The organism is Flavobacterium sp. N1719, assembly GCF_025947045.1.
GTDB classification, from domain to species: Bacteria; Bacteroidota; Bacteroidia; order Flavobacteriales; family Flavobacteriaceae; genus Flavobacterium; species Flavobacterium stagni.
This window is the reverse complement of the sequence record NZ_CP109993.1, coordinates 807,689-827,230: the sequence shown is the minus strand read 5'-3', so window position 1 is coordinate 827,230 and position 19,542 is coordinate 807,689. Positions and strand designations below refer to the sequence as shown.

At 42.7% G+C, this 19,542-nt stretch carries 16 protein-coding genes; 10 read left to right on the top strand and 6 right to left on the bottom strand.

What is annotated here, in order from left to right; genetic code table 11:
- Nucleotides 1–166 precede the first annotated feature (166 nt).
- From OLM45_RS03335 to OLM45_RS03295, 9 genes are all read left to right on the top strand, one after another.
- Complete coding sequence (locus tag OLM45_RS03335; protein ID WP_264511972.1) at nt 167–1,027, top strand: MBL fold metallo-hydrolase; 861 nt, start codon at nt 167–169, stop codon at nt 1,025–1,027.
- Nucleotides 1,028–1,106: 79 nt separating this feature from the next.
- Nucleotides 1,107–2,723, top strand: a complete 1,617-nt coding sequence (locus OLM45_RS03330) for a S8 family peptidase (RefSeq protein ID WP_264511970.1) — start codon at nt 1,107–1,109, stop codon at nt 2,721–2,723.
- Between the two features lie 183 nt (nt 2,724–2,906).
- On the top strand, nt 2,907–4,772 hold the full coding sequence (locus tag OLM45_RS03325; protein ID WP_264511968.1) for a M1 family metallopeptidase: 1,866 nt from the start codon (nt 2,907–2,909) through the stop codon (nt 4,770–4,772).
- Between the two features lie 656 nt (nt 4,773–5,428).
- Nucleotides 5,429–6,874: a glycoside hydrolase family 125 protein gene (locus OLM45_RS03320; RefSeq protein ID WP_264511966.1), complete on the top strand. Its 1,446-nt coding sequence runs from the start codon at nt 5,429–5,431 to the stop codon at nt 6,872–6,874.
- A gap of 74 nt (nt 6,875–6,948) precedes the next feature.
- Nucleotides 6,949–7,125: a hypothetical protein gene (locus OLM45_RS03315; RefSeq protein ID WP_264511964.1), complete on the top strand. Its 177-nt coding sequence runs from the start codon at nt 6,949–6,951 to the stop codon at nt 7,123–7,125.
- Nucleotides 7,126–7,672: 547 nt separating this feature from the next.
- On the top strand, nt 7,673–8,086 hold the full coding sequence (locus OLM45_RS03310; protein ID WP_264511962.1) for a hypothetical protein: 414 nt from the start codon (nt 7,673–7,675) through the stop codon (nt 8,084–8,086).
- Nucleotides 8,087–8,503, top strand: coding sequence for a ribonuclease P protein component (gene rnpA, locus OLM45_RS03305; protein ID WP_264511960.1), 417 nt, complete (start codon nt 8,087–8,089; stop codon nt 8,501–8,503).
- Entirely contained in the window at nt 8,475–10,115 is a 1,641-nt protein-coding gene (locus tag OLM45_RS03300) for a S41 family peptidase (protein ID WP_413614192.1), read from the top strand. Before rnpA ends, OLM45_RS03300 begins: the two co-directional genes overlap by 29 nt.
- Nucleotides 10,115–10,930 (top strand): OmpA family protein, encoded by an 816-nt coding sequence (locus OLM45_RS03295; protein WP_264511958.1) that lies wholly within the window; start codon nt 10,115–10,117, stop codon nt 10,928–10,930. Before OLM45_RS03300 ends, OLM45_RS03295 begins: the two co-directional genes overlap by 1 nt.
- Here the strand turns inward: OLM45_RS03295 and OLM45_RS03290 are convergent.
- From OLM45_RS03290 to OLM45_RS03265, 6 genes are all read right to left on the bottom strand, one after another.
- Entirely contained in the window at nt 10,927–11,373 is a 447-nt protein-coding gene (locus OLM45_RS03290; RefSeq protein ID WP_264511956.1) for a GNAT family N-acetyltransferase, read from the bottom strand. The two genes, OLM45_RS03295 and OLM45_RS03290, sit on opposite strands and share 4 nt — an antisense overlap.
- Nucleotide 11,374: 1 nt before the next feature.
- The gene (locus OLM45_RS03285) at nt 11,375–12,355 is read right to left on the bottom strand and encodes a DUF4837 family protein (protein WP_264511954.1); all 981 of its coding nucleotides are present in this window, start codon (nt 12,353–12,355) and stop codon (nt 11,375–11,377) included.
- Between the two features lie 37 nt (nt 12,356–12,392).
- Nucleotides 12,393–14,699: a LysM peptidoglycan-binding domain-containing protein gene (locus tag OLM45_RS03280; RefSeq protein WP_264511952.1), complete on the bottom strand. Its 2,307-nt coding sequence runs from the start codon at nt 14,697–14,699 to the stop codon at nt 12,393–12,395.
- Nucleotides 14,700–14,800: 101 nt separating this feature from the next.
- Nucleotides 14,801–15,988, bottom strand: a complete 1,188-nt coding sequence (locus OLM45_RS03275; RefSeq protein WP_264511950.1) for a phosphoglycerate kinase — start codon at nt 15,986–15,988, stop codon at nt 14,801–14,803.
- A gap of 221 nt (nt 15,989–16,209) precedes the next feature.
- Entirely contained in the window at nt 16,210–17,064 is an 855-nt protein-coding gene (locus OLM45_RS03270) for a hypothetical protein (protein WP_264511948.1), read from the bottom strand.
- 115 nt (nt 17,065–17,179) lie between these two features.
- The gene (locus tag OLM45_RS03265; protein WP_264511946.1) at nt 17,180–18,172 is read right to left on the bottom strand and encodes a hypothetical protein; all 993 of its coding nucleotides are present in this window, start codon (nt 18,170–18,172) and stop codon (nt 17,180–17,182) included.
- 221 nt (nt 18,173–18,393) lie between these two features.
- Here OLM45_RS03265 and OLM45_RS03260 point away from each other — a divergent pair, with 221 nt between their 5' ends.
- Nucleotides 18,394–19,542: an ATP-binding protein gene (locus tag OLM45_RS03260; RefSeq protein ID WP_264511944.1), complete on the top strand. Its 1,149-nt coding sequence runs from the start codon at nt 18,394–18,396 to the stop codon at nt 19,540–19,542.

Genomic DNA, 19,542 nt, shown 5'->3' with positions numbered 1-19,542 from the left:
TTTTGGATTGATAACTTCATAGTTTTTATCGATTTTTAAGGGAAACGAAATGATGATTTCTTAAATTGCGGCTTCATTTTTAAATTTCTTTCGAAAAAAAGAAGCTTGATATCGGAAATCCAACGTCACTTCTTCGCCTTCGAAACCCAAAAAAATAATCCATACTATGAAAATTTACCCCATTGAAGCCGGCAATTTTAAGCTCGACGGTGGCGCCATGTTTGGTGTTGTGCCCAAAACCATTTGGAGCAAAACCAATCCCGCCGATGCCAACAACCTCATCGATATCGCTGCCCGCTGTATGCTGATCGAAGACGGCAACCGACTCACCCTAATCGACACGGGAATGGGTACTAAACAATCGGAAAAATTCTTTAGCTATTATTCCCTTTGGGGCGATCATTCGCTTGATAAATCCTTGGCCCTACACGGTTTTCACCGCGACGACATCACCGATGTATTCATGACGCATTTACACTTTGACCATTGCGGTGGAAGCGTCAACCGCACCGCCGATGGAGAAGGATTTGAAGTAGCTTTCAAAAACGCCAAATTTTGGACCAACGAAAACCACTGGCATTGGGCCACCCAACCCAATGCACGTGAAAAAGCGTCGTTCTTGCATGAAAACATTATCCCTATGCAAGAAAGCGGCCAACTCCATTTTATCCAACGACCCGATGCCGATTTTGGGTTTTCCAACGAAATGGGATTCAACATTTTCTATGCCGACGGACATACCGAAAAGCAAATGCTGCCCCATATCCAATACGGCGATAAAACCATTGTGTTTTGTGCCGACCTGCTAGCGACGGCCGGACATATTCCGATTCCCTATGTAATGGGCTACGATACGCGTCCGCTGTTGACCATGGGCGAAAAAACGAAATTCCTTACCGCTGCCGCCGACCACAACTACTACTTGTGGCTCGAACACGATGCGCACAACCCCATTGTAACGGTGGAACACACCGAAAAAGGAATTCGACTCAAAGAAGTTTTCCGCTTGGAGGATATCTTAATCTAATGTTAATCGATACGGCTATTTGTTAAAAAGCCAATATTTTTAAACCGAAATTGCCGTACACGGCACAGAAAAGAAGACTATGTTGCACTTGAATTTTGAAAAATCATTTTGGGTTTCCGCAATTACTGCGACCCTTTTAACCGGATGTGGTTCGTCGAACGCTCCATTTGTGAGCACCGATCCCGCCAAAATTGACAAAACGGTTGTAAAAACCACTCCCATTAAAGAAGCCGACCTTCAACGTTGGAGTCATTTGGACTTAATCAAAGATACCGTTCCCGGAATGAGCGTGGATCGCGCTTATGCCGAATTACTTAAAAAACGCAAAGGAACCAAAATCATCGTGGGAGTTATCGACTCGGGATTAGACATCGACCACCCGGATTTACAAGGACACATTTGGACCAATACCAAAGAAATCCCAGGCAACAACATCGACGACGACAAAAATGGCTTTGTGGATGATGTACACGGATGGAATTTCTTGGGCGACGCCACGGATATGACGCTGGAACTGACCCGCATCGTACAAAAAGGCGACGACGGTTCGGAAGCCTACAAAAAGGCCAAAGCGGAATTGGATCAAAAAATCCAAGAAATGAAACAACAAAAACCACAAGTGGACATGATCGCCAAAGCGGACAAAGACATTCGTGAATTTTTGAAAAAAGAAACTTATACGAAAGCCGACTTGAAAGCAATTTCAACCACGGATGCCGGAATCAACCGCAGCAAAATGATCATGATGTCGATTGCTGCACAAGCCGGAGACGGTTTCCAAGAAGAAATCAAATCGTATATCGATTACATTTCAGACCAATTGAATTACAACCTCAACGTAAACTTTGACGGTCGTAAAGCTGTAGGTGATAATCCTGAAGACTTGAACGACAGAAACTACGGTAACGGCAACGTGAAAGGTCCCGATGTAGAGGATGCTTTACACGGTACCCACGTGGCCGGGATCATTGCGCAAGTTCGCGGCAACGGCATCGGTGGCGATGGTGTGGTAGCGAAAAATGTGGAAATCATGGCCGTGCGTGCTGTACCCAACGGCGACGAATTTGATAAAGACATCGCATTAGCCATTCGCTATGCGGTAGACAACGGCGCCAAAGTAATCAACGGCAGTTTTGGTAAAGACTACTCGCCCCACAAAGAATGGGTATGGGATGCCATCAAATACGCCGAAAGCAAAGACGTGTTGATCGTTCACGCGGCAGGTAACGACAGTAAAGATGTGGATGTTGAACCCAACTTCCCTACTGACGAAGTGAACGGGAAAGAAATTGCCGACAACCTCATCACCATCGGTGCATTAAATACCGCAACCGGCAGTAAAATGGTCGCTGATTTCTCGAACTACGGTCAGAAAAACGTAGACGTGTTTGCGCCCGGAGTGAAAATCTACGCTACGATTCCGAACAACAAATACAAATACGAACAAGGAACATCCATGGCATCGCCTAATGCGGCGGGCGTTGCGGCCTTAATTCGTTCTTACTACCCAAGTTTAACTGCTTCCCAAGTGAAACACATCTTGATGGATTCTGGGGTGGCGATTCCTGGAAATGTAGCTGTGGGCGAAGAAAAAGTGCAAATTCCGTTCAGCAACACCTGCGTGTCGGGTAAAATTGTGAATGCCTACAACGCGATTTTAATGGCGGATCAAATGGCACGCGCTGCAAAAAAATAAGGAGAATAAGGAGCCGTTGTTCCTGCATTAATCCTGTACCTTCCCGCTTTCGCCTTTATCTTTCCGCTTCGCTACAAGGATATCGGCTCTATCGGGGCTAACAATCACCTACCGTGCCACAAGTTCGCGAAATTTGTGGCATTATTTTACCCTAGGGTCTCGTCCCTACTCAATTGAACGACTATGAAAAAAATGCTGTTTTTGGGAACGCTGTTCAGTTCCTTTTTCATCCAAGCACAAACCGGCTACTGGCAACAACGTGCCGATTACAAAATGGAGGTTTCGCTCGACGTAAAAACCTACCGCTATTCGGGGAAACAAGAATTGACCTATACCAACAATTCTCAAGATACTCTACGCAAAGTGTACTACCACTTGTACAACAACGCGTTTCAACCGGGCAGTGAAATGGATATGCGCATCCAACACATCAAAGATCCGGACAGCCGCATGGTGGATAAAATCAAAGAAGGCGACAAAGAAATCAAACAGAGTCGCATCGCCAAACTCAAACCCGAAGAAGTGGGTTTCTTGCACGTAAACGACGTGCGACAAGACGGCGCGCTCCTTACCGTAAAAGAAGTAGAAACCATCCTCGAAGTGCCATTGGCTCTGCCATTACTCCCCGGAAAATCCACCGTATTGACGCTCAACTTTGAAGGTCAAATACCCGTGCAGATTCGCCGTTCAGGACGCAACAATCGCGAAGGCATCGCACTTTCCATGGCGCAATGGTATCCCAAGATGGCCGAATTTGATTTTGAGGGTTGGCATGCCGATCCCTACCTCGCCCGTGAATTTCACGGTGTTTGGGGAAGCTTTGACGTGAAAATTACCTTGGACAAAAACTACATCGTAGGCGGAACAGGCTACTTGCAAAACGGTAACGAAATTGGGTACAACTACCAAGACGCCGGCGTGAAAGTGTCGATTCCGAAGAAACAAAAAACCTTGACGTGGCATTTTGTTGCTCCAGATGTACACGACTTTACCTGGGCCGCCGATCCCGATTATATTCACGATACCTATCCGGGACCCAACGGTGTAACCCTACATTTTTTATACAAAAACAAACCTGAAATCGAGCTGACCTGGAAAGCGGTCGAACCCAAAGTGGCCACCATCATGGACTTGTACAACCACTGGGTCGGACCCTATCCCTACAAGCAATATTCCGTCATTCAAGGCGGTGACGGCGGAATGGAATACGCCATGTGTACTTTAATTTTGGGCGAAGGCAAGTTGGACGGACTCACCGGACTCATCGCGCACGAAATGGGACACTCGTGGTTCCAACACATCTTGGCAACCAACGAAAGCAAACACCCGTGGATGGACGAAGGGTTTACTTCTTACATCGAAGACAAAGCCATGAATGCCTTGGCGGCGCAACCCGTGGCCAACCCGTATGCGGGCGCGTTTAAAGGGTACATCAATTTGGCCAACAGCGGCAAAGAACAACCACTGTCAACCCACGCCGATCGCTACGACGAAAACCGCAGCTACAGCATTGCGTCTTACAGCAAAGGCGAAGTGTTTTTGGCGCAGTTTGAATACTTGCTAGGCCGCACCAACATGGACAAAATCTTGCGTAAATACTACGACGATTTCAAGTTTAAACACCCGAATCCCAACGATATCAAGCGCACCGCCGAACGCGTTTCGGGGGCAACCTTGGATTGGTACCTCACCGATTTCACCAAAACCACCAACACGATTGATTACGGTTTCGGTGCAGTCGAAGAAAAAGACGGTGCCACAGTAGTGAACTTAGAACGCATAGGCCGCATGCCGATGCCCATCGATTTGCAAGTGACCTACACCGACGGCAGCAAAGAGAATTTCTACATTCCGTTGCGATTAATGAACTTTGAAAAACCCAACCCCGACCCGGAATTAGCGCGCGTAGTCCTCCCCGATTGGGCGTGGGGCAACCCGAACTACCAATTCCGCATCGCGAAACCACTCAGCACGATCAAGAGCATCGTTATCGACCCAGCGGGACTGATGGCGGATGTGAAGGGGAATAATAATAAATTTGAACGGTAAGTCGCTGAGAAGCTGAGCCGCTGAGCTACTGAGCAACCCCGTTTTAAATATCAAAAAAATGCATCTAACCCGTAGTGTCACGCTGCGGGTTTTTTTGTTTCAAGTTTCAAGTTTCAGGTTTCAGGTTTCAGGTTTCAGGTTTCAAGTTCTGAGCGTGAAGAAAGGAGTGGTAAAACAGTTGAACATGAATAAAACTTTTGCTGCATCCAAAAAAATGTAAAACTTAGTGGAACTTTGTGCTCCCAACGTTTTACCATTAAGGAATTAAGAGTCCCACAATGCCGAAAATGGGTTAAGAAAATTAAAACGGCCAAAGGCCGTGAACTTGGTGGACTTAAAATCATCGTAATACTTGGTAAAAACTTCGCGGACTTTGCGCAATCTTAGCGCCTTTGCGGTAAAAAAAATAGTGAGACTTGGTGAAAAACTTAGTGGAACTTTGTGCTCCTAAATTTAGTTTCAGGTTTCAGGTTCTGGGCGTGAAGACAGGGATAGAAAAGTAAGCGTATTACTTGCACCTTGCTACTGATCACTGAAAACTGCTAACTGTAGACTGATGACAGTACACTTTTAAACCCTTACACTTTTACACTCTAAAAACACTCCGCGGAACTTGAAACAAAATTTTATACTTTTAAGTCGCAAATCCCTACACCATGACATCACGACGCAAATTTTTATATACGGGCGGACTCGGTTTATTGGGCGTGTCTTTGGCGCAAAGTGCCGTGGGCTCCCATCTTCTGGACTTTCAATTGGAAGTGTATCCTTCTAAACGTCCACCTTTGGCCCAACGCAATTTTACTTCGCCTGCCGTAGAATCGTTGATTCAGCAGGTCAAAGGGCAAATCAAAAACCCCAAACTCGCGTGGTTGTTTGAAAACTGTTACCCCAATACCCTCGATACAACCGTGCATTTTGGACGCAGAAACAACCAGCCCGATACTTTTGTAATTACGGGCGATATCGATGCCATGTGGCTTCGGGATTCTTCGGCGCAAGTGTATCCCTATGTGGCGTTGTGTGCTAAAGACCCTAAACTGAGCGCGATGATCGAAGGGGTGATTCGCCGTCAAACGCATTGCATTCAAATCGACCCTTATGCCAATGCCTTCAACCGCGAAGCCACAGGCAGCTATTGGGAAAAAGACAATACGCGCATGCTTCCCGAATTGCACGAGCGAAAATGGGAAATCGATTCGCTCTGTTACCCCATTCGATTGGCGCACCATTACTGGAAAACCACGGGACAAACCCAAGCATTTACGGGAGAATGGCGCAATGCTATGCGAGCGGTGGTCCAGACTTTTCGCCAGCAACAACGTAAAAACGGCACAAAAGACACGCCCTATACATTCACCCGTCAAACCGACCGCGCAGCCGATACGCTGATGAACTTTGGGTACGGGAATCCGATACAGCCGGTCGGACTCATTTGTTCGGCGTTCCGACCCTCAGACGATGCGACAGTGTTGAGCTTTTTGATTCCGTCCAACCTTTTTGCGGTGGAATCGTTACGGCAGTTGGCCGAAATGAGTACCCAAATCAACAACGACAGTGCGTTAGCCACGGAATGCCTCGCCCTCGCTGACGAAGTAATGGCCGCCGTTCAACGTTACGGCATTGTCGAACATCCGAAATACGGTGCAGTCTACGCCTATGAAGTCGACGGTTTTGGCGGACGTTTGTTAATGGACGATTCCAATGTGCCCAACTTGCTCGCGTTGCCGTATCTGTGTTCGTTTATCAAAACGACGGATCCTATTTATCAAAACACCCGAAGATTGGTGTTAAGCGAAGACAATCCTTACTATTTCAAAGGGACAGCCGCAGCCGGATTGGGCGGGCCGCATGTGGGTATCGACTGGATTTGGCCCTTGAGTTTGATCACCCAAGCCTTGACTACTTCCGACCCCGAAGAAATAAAAAGTTGTATTGAAACCTTGGTGCGAACGGATGCTGACACGGGTTTTATGCACGAAGCCTTTCACAAAAACGACCCCAAGCAATTCACACGCGCCTGGTTTGCGTGGGCGAATACGCTGTTTGGTGAGTTGATTGTGCAAACGGCGGGGAAGTATCCGGAGATTTTGAGGGGATGAGGAATTTGTTTCAGGTTTAAAGTTTCAGGTTTAAAGTTCTGGGCGTGAAGAAAGGAGTGGTAAAACAGTTGAACATGAATAAAACTTTTGCTGCTCAAAAAAATGTAAAACTTAGTGGAACTTTGTGCTCCCAACGTTTTACCATTAAGGAATTAAGAGTCCAACAAGGCCGAAAATGGGTTAAGAAAATTAAAACGGCCAAAGGCCGTGAACTTGATGGACTTTGCGCAATTTTAGCGCCTTTGCGGTAAAAAACATTGTGCGACTTGGTGAAAAACTTAGTGGAACATTGTGCTCCTAACGTTTTACCATTAAGGAATTAAGAGTCCAACAAGGCCGAAAATGGATTAAGAAAAATTAAAACGGCCAAGGGCCGTAAACTTGGTGGACTTAAAATCATCGTAATACTGGGTAAAAACTTCGCGGACTTTGCGCAATCTTAGCGCCTTTGCGGTAAAAAACATTGTGAGACTTGGTGAAAAACTTAGTGGGACTTTGTGCTCCTAAATTTTAGTTTCAAGTTTCAGGTTTCAGGTTTCGGGTTTCAGGTTTCAGGTTTCAGGTTCTGGGCGTGAAGACAGGGATAGAAAAGTAAGCGTGTTACTTGCACCTTGCTACTAATGACTGTAAACTGTACACTGATGACTATACACTTCTACACTTTTACACTTTTACACTTTTACACAAAAAAACTCTTCCCTTAAACTTCAACCAAATATTTCCGAAAATTCCTCGTTTTCTGTGTAGGTGTTTTTCTGAATTAGAATTTGTAGTTTTACACCGTATAATTTTTTCGCTATGAAATTTTTACGCATTGTAGGAACCGTTGCTCTTTTACTTTTTTGTATACAAACCACCCATGCCCAAAAATACCGGTTTAAAGCCAGTAGTTTGAGTGTTATGGACCGTGGTGAAAAAGGTCAGTGGTCGGAATGGTCAGAATTCAAACCCGCCGATGTGGTGATTACCCTTGACGGAGACAAAGACCGTATTGTTATTCATTCCAAAGACATTCAGTTGTACCGAATCACGGCCTATTACGACAAAATTGAAACGGAGAAAGAACAAACCTTGGGCTTTGAATGCTTGGACAATACCGGCGAAATGTGTGTGATCCTCTTGGTTACGCACAAAGACGAAGGCGGTCGCATGCAGTTTTATATCAACTACCGCGACTTGAAAATGGTGTACAACGTGTATAACGAAAAATAAATGTTGGAATCCACCCGCTCATTTCGGTATCCCAAACAGGAAAAACTCAAACGCCGTAAGTTGATCGAACGCCTCTTCACCGAAGGAGAAAGCGTTGGACAATACCCGTTGCGCTTGGTGTTTCTGCCAGTTCCCGAAGAGCAGGAAGCATTGCAAATCGCCGTTTCGGTTTCCAAAAAATATTTCAAAAAAGCCGTAGATCGCAATTATTACAAACGGGTGCTTCGGGAATGCTACCGACTCCACCAGTACCGGATAAAAGACCACCTCACGCAACCCTATGCGATGTTGTTCTTTTACCAAACCCGCGACCGCATGGATTTTGCTACCATCGAACGCAAAACGCAACAATTGTTTGACAAATGGGTCACGTCCCAAACCCTAAAAAATGCAGAAAATGATGTTCAAAAACCTTAGAAAAAGATATGTACTTCCTGCTGTTGCCGCCGGAATGTTCTTTATAGGCACCAGTTTCAAAGACGATTTCTTTGAAATTGCCAAGCAGATTGAAATCTTCACAACCCTGTTCAAAACCGTCAATCAAAACTATGTGGATGAAGTCAATCCCGCCGAATTGATGGACAAAGCGATTAAGAGCATGTTGGCCGATCTCGATCCCTACACCAACTATTTCAACGAGCAAGATGTCGTAAAATTTAAAATCAACAATACGGGCGAATACACTGGAATCGGGGCTATGATTGCACGTAAAGAAGATAAATTGATCATCAAAGAACCCTACAAAGGCTATCCTGCCGACAAGGCCGGACTCAAAGCGGGGGATGCGATTGTTCAAATTGGAGATGTGCTTTTGGCCGACTTCAAAGACGATGCCTCGCAATTGTTGAAAGGGGCGAAAAATACCAAGGTTGAAGTAAAATACATCCGCCAAGGCAAAACACTTTCAACGACTATTGTTTTGGATGAAGTCGAAATCAATGCCGTGCCTTATTTTGGTATGGTCGATGCTAAAACGGGCTATATCGTATTGAGTGCCTTCAACCGCAAAACCACTACCGAAACCAAAGAGGCATTGGAAAAATTAAAAGCCCAAGGTGCCGAGCGCATTATTTTGGACTTGCGTGGCAATCCGGGCGGACTCCTTAACGAAGCCGTAAATGTGTGTGGTTTGTTTGTACCCAAAGGCGAAACCATTGTAACCACCAAATCCAAAAACGAGAAATACAACGCAACCTACAAAACCACGCGCGAACCCGTGGACCTTACCATTCCGTTGGCGATTATTGTGGATGGAAAAAGTGCTTCAGCTTCTGAGATTGTTTCGGGTGGATTGCAAGACTTGGACCGCGCCGTGATTATCGGTAGCCGCAGTTTCGGAAAGGGATTGGTACAACGTCCGTTGGATATGACCTACGGCACCCAAGTGAAAGTGACCATTTCTCGCTACTATACGCCTTCGGGCCGCTGTATCCAAGCGTTGGATTATGCCCACAAAGGTAAAGATGGTAAAGCCGTGAAAGCGGATAAGTTCAACGCCTTCAAAACCAAAAAAGGACGAACAGTGTATGACGGTGGCGGGATTCAACCCGACATTGAAATGGCTGAAACCAAAACCAGTACGATTGCCGAAGTCTTGCAAAAAAACGATGCTATCTTCAACTTTGCGACCGATTACTACTACCGTCATCCCAATCAAGGAGCAACGGTGCCAACGATTACCGACGCGGATTATGCCGACTTCAAAGCCTATTTGAAAAAAGAGAAAATCAGTTTTGATACCGAAACCGAATTGGCCTTAAAAGCCACCTTAGAAAAAGCCAAAAAAGAAAATGTGGACGAGTCCATCAAAACCCAATACGAGGCGTTGTATGCTGCTTTACAAAAAAGCGAAGAAGCCTTATTGGATAAAAACCAAAAAGAAATCAAACGACTGTTGTTGGACGAATTGATTCGCCGCTACCAATACAAAGAAGGCTTGTACCAGTATTATGTAAAAAATAATGCAGAGATTGCTCGCGCTACACAGTTGTTGGCCAACCCATCCGAATACCAAAAAATATTACAATAATGTTGCGTTTATTACGATTTTTACCGCTGTTGTTTTGCGGAATTTTGTTTGCCCAAGAAGAAAGTGTGCACTCGGTGTATTTTGAATTTGACAAAGCCGATGTGAATGCCAAACAAGTTACGGACATGGTTGCTTTTATCAAAGGCACTGATTCCACCCGTATCGAATCCATCCAGATTTATGGGTATACCGACGATGTGGGTAAAGAAGATTATAACTTCAAATTGTCAACCAAACGGGCGACCACCATTCAAAATAAATTGTTGGAAAACGGCATTAAAAATAAAATCATCGTGACCATTGAGGGCAAAGGAAAGATTTTAATTGATGATGATATTGTTGACAATCTGCCCGAAAAACGTTCCAAAAACAGACGAGTCGATATTGTAATTAACCTCAAGGAACTCCCCAAATTGGTGATGCCTGGGTATTATAATATGCTCCAAAAAAACCATGTGGTGGGAGACCACATCATTTTGGACAATATTTTATTTGAAAAAGGCAGCAGCCGATTGACCTCAAAGGCCAAAGAAGAATTGGATAAAGTGGCATTACTCACTTTGCGTTATAAAAATATTCAATTTGAAATCCAAGGCCATGTATGTTGCACCCCGCCCAACCAAAAAGAGGCGATTGACAAAGACACGCGCAAGCGCAAACTATCTGAAAATCGCGCCATGTCAGTGTACAAATATTTAGCCTTCCGTCGGGTGCCGAAAAACCGCATGACCTACAAAGGCTATGGCAACACCAAACCGTTGGGAAAAGACCCTCAGTACGACCGTCGGGTGGAGTTGGTGATTACAAAAATCTAAGCTTTACGCATTCGGATGTGCGGAATGTCATCTTCAAGGTAGGTTTCGCTAATCACTTCAAATCCGTGGGATTCATAAAATTTTTGCAAGTACAACTGTGCTGAAATGGTAATGGGTTGTGGGCCGTAGGCTTCGTATACCCCAGCAATAGCGGCTTTCATCAAGGCGTGTCCCGCTTGTATCCCTCGGTAATCGGGATGAACAACAACGCGACCAATTGAGGTTTCATCAAAATAATAGCCTTGGTCAAACAAACGCGCATAAGCAATTAAAACGCCGTTTTGGTAGCCTAAGACATGTAACGCCTTTTCATCTTTCCCATCAATATCCAAATAGACGCAATTTTGCTCCACAACAAAGACGACTGAACGCAATTGTAGGGATTCGTATAGTTGCGCTAGAGAAAGTTCGTTAAAACGCTTTATTTCGAATGTAATATCCATGCTATTTTTTTAAAAATCGGGTCGAACGAATGATGGCTTCCAATTCAAACAGTAAATCCCGTTTCTTTTTGGAAGGTGCATAACAAAACCCTTCGATAAAAAGTACGCGGTTATTGGGTTCGTCCACTATGGCGTAATTGACAAAGGGTCCGCCCATAAAATCGTGAGATAGTTCCCAGCTTCCTCGGGTTTCAAACGCGGGTTTTCCAAAGATGGTCGTTTCGGATTGGTAGGGTGTAAATGCCTTTTCGGTCATCATGTAGGTACGCGGCACGGCACCATGAATGTATATTCTGCCGATGGAATCGCGGATGCTCACAATTTTTCGGGTAGGAATTTTATTGTTTTTCAAAACCGACAACGGCATTTGGTACATGATCAAGCTAAGGTTCCCGCTAGTGATTTCTTTCTTGAGCCAAATAAAACGCTTGCCGCCCATGACCATGCGGTACCGATTGGGCACATCGAAGGTGATTCCAAACCGTTCGGCAATTTTTTTGGTATCCAACAGCGAATCTTTTTTCAGCCATTGTTGGTAGACTTTAATTTCAGATTCTTTAATCTTGGCAATAATCAATGAATCATTGTTGTGGATGGAATCCAGTAATTCTTGTACCGACCGTCCTGAAATATGCACAACCGTTTGTGGGTTGGCGAATTCGTTGGCTTGAATGCGGAACTGACTTTTATCCTCGCGTTTGACAATGATGATGTTCCGACTATTGGAGGTAAATCCTTCCAATAATTTGGCGGGATATTGATTGAGCGTTAATACCGGTTCTTCTTGGGGTAAGCCTAAAAAGGGAGCGGCCAACGTATTGCGCAAGGTATCCCCTACTTCACCATTCCACAATTGATCGTCGATTAAAACGGCCACTTGATTCGGTTTGGAGAAGGTTGTTGTATCGGATTTATCGCTTCGATTGGAACAGGAAACGATGAAAAATCCGGAAATTAGGCATAAAAAAAGGGCTTTATTCATAAAGTAAATAAAGCCCAAAGATAGTTATGTTTTTAAATTATCCGTTGATTTTTAACTTCATTCCGGGAGTAATACTTTCTCCTTTGATGTTGTTCCAACGTTTAATATCGGCGATAGAAACGCCTGGGAATTTTTTAGAGATACTAAACAATGAATCGCCTTTACGAACATGGTAAAGCGTTTCTTTAGTTTTGGTTTTGGCTACAGCCTCTTTGGTTTTGACTGCTACAGCTACTTCGGTTTTGTTGACCACCAATTTCTCACCTACTTGGATGGAATTGTCGGTACGGTTGTTCCATTCTTTCAATTGGTCTACCGAGGTGTTGTATTTTTTAGCAATAGAACCTAAATTATCTCCACGACCCACGGTGTATTCTTCGGTGCGGAATTCTTTTTTAGGCGCTACTTCTTCTTCACGAACTACAGCTACAGCATCATCAGAAATGATTAATTGCGTACCCAATTTTACATTGTTACCCATGATGTTGTTCCATGAACGCAATTGCTCCACCGAAACATTGTGTTTTTTGGCAATAGAACCTAAGTTGTCGCCTTTGGTTACCACATAATAATTCACAGATCGTGTAGAATCTTGAATTCCGGTATTTTTGATGCGCTCCACTTTGGCAGCTTTATCATTGGCAGCAATCGCTTCCATTTTTTCAGTTACCGGAACTTTGATTTCTTTACGAACAGTAGTCACCACTTTTTCATTTTTGATAATTTTAATATTATCGCCAATGCCAATGTTGTTTCCTTTGATTTTATTCCATTTGCGTAATTCGGCAACGGTTACATCGTATTTTCCAGCTATCTCACCCAAAACATCGCCGCTTTTCACTTTGTGGTATTTCACCACATCTTTGTTCACGACCACCTTTTCGGTTTTGTATTGGATTTCGTATTTCACTTCATTCGATGAAGGTGCAGCAGCAATCGCTTTGTTGGTAGAATCTTTAACGACTTCTTTCTTGCTGTTTTTCACCACAATTTCTTCCGGCATTTTGATTTTCAAACGTCGACCTAGTGGTGCGCGATCGCTTCTTAGGTGGTTCCAACGCTTGATATCGGTTACCGTGACATCATATTTCTCGGCGATTTCCGTCAAATTATCCCCACGGCGTACTTTGTGGTAGCGCGTGCGGGTGATGTAATCCCGATTCAAAGCCGCAATTGCAGAAGTATCTTTTGTACGGCTGTTTATACGCTCAAAAGGACGCTCACGTAATGACTCTTCATGCTTTACATAGGCATAAATTTTTTCCTCATTCGACGTAAATAAAGCTACTTTATCTTTGGGTAAACGAATGTAATGGCGCTCGCCTGTAATGGCAGGAACCTCTTTACGTTTGAAAGACGGATTGTAGAATTGAATTTCATTCACAGGAATATCCAATAAATCCGATAATTGCTTAAAGGTGATGTGGTTTTTGATGTGAATGGTATCTGTTGCGAAATGATTCGCAATGGCTTTATTCGGAACAATACCGTGTTCTTTGTGGTATTCAAAAATATACATGGTTGCCAAGAAAGCTGGTACATAACCTTGGGTTTCTTTGGGCAAATTTTTACGAATGTTCCAGTAATTCTGTTGGCCTCCCGAACGACGGATGGCTTTGGCTACGTTACCCGGACCTGAATTGTAGGACGCTAAAACCAAATCCCAATCGCCAAAAATTTGGTACATGTTTTTCATGTATTGCGAGGCAGCCTGACTGGATTTAATCAAATCACTTCGTTCATCCACGTAAGTGGTGATATCCAGATTGTATTGTTTCCCCGTTTGATACATAAACTGCCACAAACCGGTAGCGCCCACACGTGAAACCGCCAAAGGGTTCAATGCTGATTCGACTACGGCCAAGTATTTAATTTCTAACGGGATATTATTTTTCGCCATTTCCTCTTCAAAAATGGGGAAATAGAACTGGGCAATTCCCATCAACCGTTCGAAATGTCTTTTACGGTTTTTCAGAAAGGATTTGATTACGTTTTCTAAACCGGGATTGTACTCAATGTTAAACGGCGATTTTTCATCCAAGCGTTTCAATCGCTCTTTCAACACTTCGGTTGGCAATTCATAATCAACCGGTTGATCGACATTTACGTTTTTGATGTCTTCCAACATCGTGTCATAAATGTCCAAGGCAGTTAATTCTTTCATCCACATACTGTCGATGCAAGAAGCCATTTCATCATGTACAAAAGTGGCTTTAATAGAATCCAGATAAGAAAGTTTAATTTCTTTTTTCACTACCGTATCTTGCGGAGCTTTGTTCTCTTGGGCAAATAAAGCCGCCGAGGTGCAGAACAAGAGTGTAGTAATCCGATTTTTTAAAGTCATGTAATTATATTTTAAAATAGTATCTATCAACTATTTAGGTTTTTGCAAAAGTAAAACCTATAACGCAAAAAAATACTTATTTATTGTTAAAAGTCAATTTCTTAGTCTAGAATAGCCTGAATTCCAGGCAATACGCGCCCTTCCAACATTTCCAACATGGCGCCTCCGCCCGTCGAAACATAGCTCATGCGCTCTTCCAAACCAAACTGTTTTACAGCGGCAACCGAATCCCCTCCACCAACTAGTGAGAAGGCTCCGTTGGCCGTTGATTCTGCGATATATTCACCCAAAGTGATGGTTCCTTTGGCAAAACTTTCCATTTCAAAAACCCCTAAAGGTCCGTTCCATAAAATCGTTTTGGAATTCATGATCACTTCTTTGAAATTTTCTAGCGAACGGGGGCCGGCATCTAAACCTTGCCATCCGTCTGGAATTTCGCGAACATCTACGATTTGAGTTTGGGCATCATTGGCAAAAGCGTCGGCAGCAATTACATCCACAGGAATGTGAACGTGTACGTTTTTCTCTTTGGCCTTGTGTAAAATTTCTAAAGCCAAATCCAATTTGTCATTTTCACAAATAGAATCGCCTACCTTTCCGCCCAAGGCTTTGATGAATGTAAACGTCATTCCGCCCCCGATAATCATGTGGTCGACTTTGTCTAAAATGTTTTCGATTACCGTGATTTTAGAGGAAACTTTTGAGCCACCCAACACTGCGGTTACGGGTTTAACGGAATTATTTAAAACGCGATTCAAACTATCGATTTCTTTGGCTAATAAATAACCAAAACATTTGTCATTTGGGAAGAATTGTGCGATAATCGTAGTTGAGGCATGCGCACGGTGAGCGGTTCCAAAAGCATCGTTCACATAGATGTCTCCTAGCGAAGCCAATTCTTTTGAAAATTCTACATCACCCGCTTCTTCTTCGGTGTAAAAACGAAGGTTTTCAAGTAATAACACTTCCCCTGCTTTCAAATTAGCGGCAGCATTTTGGGCTACTTCACCACGACAATCGGTGGCAAATTGAACAGGAACGCCCAATACTTCAGCGGTTTTGGCTACAATATGACGTAAAGAATATTTATCTTCTTTTCCTTTGGGTCGGCCCAAGTGCGACATTAAAATCACGCTTCCGCCATCGGCAAGAATTTTAGCAATTGTGGGTTGTGCCGCTTCGATACGATTGGCATCGGTTACGTTGAAATTTTCGTCCAAAGGCACATTAAAATCTACTCGGATTAAGGCCTTTTTACCTTGAAAATTGAAGTCGTTTAACGTTTTCATTCGCTAGTGCAGGTTACTATTATTCGTCTGCAAATATAACGATTTAAACGGGTTAAGAAAACGATAAATGTCATTGTCCGGATTCACGACCGGAATTAAAAGTGCAGTAACGGCTTATATTCGGGGGAGAAATCCGACTTTGGAGCGTACTTTTTCGTACATCAAAGGAAACATATTTCGGCGGTTTTTGATGGATAAAACGGTGCCGAGCACCAAAAAAACTAATGATCATTATCGGTAATACTTTCGTTAACACTATTGACAGATAACACCCATAACTTTTCTGTGTACGTTCCGTTCAATTGAGATTTAACAAGGGCCACCGCTTCTTCTTCGGTATCCACACGAATTAAACTAACGTATTGAAAATTATTCTGATGATTGATCAAACATTTTGGAGATAATCCTTTCTTTTTCAATTGATTCATGAAATTGCCCGTATTCTCTGTCATGGCAAAAACATTGGCGATTAAATAATAGCCTTTGGATTCGTTAGGCAAACTGATAAACTGCAATTTCACTTTATCGGCTTGATCTGCCAATGCAGTGTCTTTACGTTTGATGTTCCAAGAAGCATCTGCGTATAATTGCGTTACATTTTTATTTACCGCCACAATTTGGATACAATCTTTAAAAACGCCATCCAATTTACTGGCTTGCTTTGCTACAGCTTCTTCTTGATTGGTAGTTTTCAAAATGGCCACATAACGGTAATTATTCAGTGGATTGGTAAACACGATGTTTTCTAACCCTTTAGTATTTAAAAACTTAATATATTGATTGGTGTTTTCTTCGGTTTTAAAAATACCGGTAACTAAATAGTAGGCGGGTTCGGCACCCGAGATTTTCAACATCTGAATTTCAGCTGATTTTCCACTTTCAATTACTTGATCTTTACAAAAACGGTTGAATGAAGATGTCGATTTGTTATTATTTTCTGAAAGCAAATCAATATTGGCAGGAATAAATTTCAGTACTTGTTTCAAGCCGGTCAATTTGTATTCGTTTTTGGAAGGAATTTGAGTAAGCCCTAATTTTTCTTCTACCTTTGGTGTATTGTCTGAATCTACGATCATGCCCGTGAAGAATAAAAAGCATTGGTCACCCGTTGATAATAATCGTATCGAAGTTTCGTCTGCATTATTGCTAATAATCGAATTGTTTGGATTCGATACAGAAAATACACAGCTGTCATATCCCAGGGTATTTTTTACTATCGGGATAACGGTTCATGCAATAGTGTCCGTCAAGGGTTATACTACTGTTAAAGAAATTGTTGGGTTTGCGTTTTCCATCGGTAATGGGTTGGAAATTGCCGCCTTTTTTGGTGCCTAATAATATTTGATCTCCAATTAAATTGTTATCACCTTCTAAAGCGCCAAAGGCTAATTTTACATTGACATTGCCTGAGGCAGGTGTGTGGAATCCGAAATAGCTGAAATCAATAGGCTGCGCATTCAATGTTGCAAAACCATCATTTAAAGAAATATATTTTTCCGACAAAGAAGGATCTTCATATACCACGAATAGTGTCCATCCCGCTGCAGAACCACCCGATAATGTTCCCAAAGTGGCTCTAATATTGGCCACCGTATACACTCCGAAAGGATTGGTTAACGCCTGCAATTGGGAGGTCACATCGGCAAAAACAGCATAGGGAGCCATGTCTTTGGAATGACGATCTTTAATTCCATCGTGCAAAAGTTGGCCCGCAATAGCTGTGTATTTTTCTTTTCCCGGAAATTTAATCAAGATATTGGTGAAATTTTCACGAGCAGGATCAACAGGAATGTATTTCTCAGAACCCTTTTGTTCCCCTTCATTGAAGAGATACGTTGCCGACCAATACAATCCAGCAAAAATAATTTTCTTATACGAAGGATTTTCTGCGTATAATTCGGCACTACTCGATGAAAACGTAGCTTCATCATCATCCACATCAATATAATCCATGAAGAATTCATCATTCAATTTGGCTTGATTGGTGTGGTTATAGTAAGCGTCATTAGGACCATTGGAGTAATCGGCACGATTTACTATGGTGTTGGCAATCATAGCCATGTCTCCCTTGAGGTGCTTTTCAAAACGAGATTTAAATGGAACTGAAAGCTGCGCACTCACCTCCATAGAACTTATCAGCACAAGGCTTCCAAGCAGCAATTTCTTTAGACGGTTAGCATTCATTGTTCTTAAGTTTTGAATTAGGTTTGGGGAAAACCATAATAGATTTCGAAACAAATGTAAATACAAAAATCGATTAAGTGTGTGTTTTAGTCGACAAATGGTGTTTTTATGTATTTTTTTTAATATATTTTCTTACAAAATAAAATATTTTACAAAGCGATTCTTACAGGTCTAATTTAGTTTTTTAGGTCAAAAAATCGTTTTATATACTATATTTGCTTATGTTATTTTCTGAAATTTTAGGACACGAACACCTTAAAAATCATTTGATTAGAAGTGCCTCATTGGGAAGAATTCCCCATGCCCAACTTTTTGTGGGGCCTGAAGGATGTGGAACATTACCCATGGCTATTGCATATGCTCAATACATTATTTGTTCCAATTCGGGTTCAGAAAATAATGGCGCTAATGAAGCGTGTAATTTAAAATTTAATCATTTAGCTCATCCTGACTTACATTTTGTTTACCCTACTGTATCTACAGATGAAGTGAAATCAAAGCCTAAGAGTTTGGATTTTCTCAAAGAATGGCGACAGTTTGTTACAGAAAATGCCTATGGCGGCCTCTTCGACTGGTATAAGCTTTTGGATGTAAAAAACAAACAAGGGGAAATTCGGGTGGATGATGCGCAAGAAATCGTCAAGGCCCTGTCTTTAAAATCACATGAAGGCGGTTATAAAGTCATGATTATTTGGATGGCCGATAAAATGAACATTGCAGCCTCCAATAAGTTGTTGAAATTATTAGAAGAACCTACTGACAAAACGGTGTTTATTTTAATTTCTGAGAATGAAGAAGATATTTTACAAACGATTCGTTCCCGTTGTCAGGTGCTTCAATTTAATGGTTTGACAGAGGCTGATATTGCAACAGCATTGGTTTCACGTGAAGGAATTGATGCTAAAAATGCACAGAAAATCGCCCATCAATCCCAAGGTAATTTCAACAAAGCCCTTAAATTAGTACGTGCCGAAGACGAGGATTTTCCGTTTGAACAATGGTTTGTGCAGTGGGTTCGTGCCGCCTTTCGTGCCAAAGGAAACGCAGCAGCAATTCATGATCTGATCGCTTGGAGTGAAGAGATTGCCAGTTTGGGACGGGAAACACAAAAAAAGTTTCTGGTATATTGTACTGATATGTTTCGTCAATCGCTTTTATTGAATTATCAAGCTCCTGATTTGGTTTATGTTGAACCTCAGGTAGCCGGTTTTCAATTGGAAAAATTTGCGCCCTTTGTTACAGGAAATAACATTACCGAACTTTTTAAAGAACTTTCAGAAGCGAGTTACCTTATCGAGCGTAACGGAAATGCAAAAATTGTCCTCACCGATTTATCCATAAAATTAACGCGATTAATTCATAAACATTAG

Excerpts from the sequence above, each read along its gene's own strand:
- OLM45_RS03270 (WP_264511948.1), bottom strand. The coding sequence starts at position 17,064 with ATGATCGTAGATTCAGACAATACACCAAAGGTAGAAGAAAAATTAGGG.
- OLM45_RS03320 (WP_264511966.1), top strand. The coding sequence starts at position 5,429 with ATGACATCACGACGCAAATTTTTATATACGGGCGGACTCGGTTTATTG.
- OLM45_RS03280 (WP_264511952.1), bottom strand. The coding sequence starts at position 14,699 with ATGACTTTAAAAAATCGGATTACTACACTCTTGTTCTGCACCTCGGCG.
- OLM45_RS03330 (WP_264511970.1), top strand. The coding sequence starts at position 1,107 with ATGTTGCACTTGAATTTTGAAAAATCATTTTGGGTTTCCGCAATTACT.
- OLM45_RS03260 (WP_264511944.1), top strand. The coding sequence starts at position 18,394 with ATGTTATTTTCTGAAATTTTAGGACACGAACACCTTAAAAATCATTTG.
- OLM45_RS03325 (WP_264511968.1), top strand. The coding sequence starts at position 2,907 with ATGAAAAAAATGCTGTTTTTGGGAACGCTGTTCAGTTCCTTTTTCATC.
- rnpA (WP_264511960.1), top strand. The coding sequence starts at position 8,087 with ATGTTGGAATCCACCCGCTCATTTCGGTATCCCAAACAGGAAAAACTC.
- OLM45_RS03335 (WP_264511972.1), top strand. The coding sequence starts at position 167 with ATGAAAATTTACCCCATTGAAGCCGGCAATTTTAAGCTCGACGGTGGC.
- OLM45_RS03310 (WP_264511962.1), top strand. The coding sequence starts at position 7,673 with ATGAAATTTTTACGCATTGTAGGAACCGTTGCTCTTTTACTTTTTTGT.
- OLM45_RS03290 (WP_264511956.1), bottom strand. The coding sequence starts at position 11,373 with ATGGATATTACATTCGAAATAAAGCGTTTTAACGAACTTTCTCTAGCG.
- OLM45_RS03285 (WP_264511954.1), bottom strand. The coding sequence starts at position 12,355 with ATGAATAAAGCCCTTTTTTTATGCCTAATTTCCGGATTTTTCATCGTT.
- OLM45_RS03300 (WP_413614192.1), top strand. The coding sequence starts at position 8,475 with ATGCAGAAAATGATGTTCAAAAACCTTAGAAAAAGATATGTACTTCCT.
- OLM45_RS03275 (WP_264511950.1), bottom strand. The coding sequence starts at position 15,988 with ATGAAAACGTTAAACGACTTCAATTTTCAAGGTAAAAAGGCCTTAATC.
- OLM45_RS03315 (WP_264511964.1), top strand. The coding sequence starts at position 6,949 with ATGAATAAAACTTTTGCTGCTCAAAAAAATGTAAAACTTAGTGGAACT.
- OLM45_RS03295 (WP_264511958.1), top strand. The coding sequence starts at position 10,115 with ATGTTGCGTTTATTACGATTTTTACCGCTGTTGTTTTGCGGAATTTTG.
- OLM45_RS03265 (WP_264511946.1), bottom strand. The coding sequence starts at position 18,172 with ATGAATGCTAACCGTCTAAAGAAATTGCTGCTTGGAAGCCTTGTGCTG.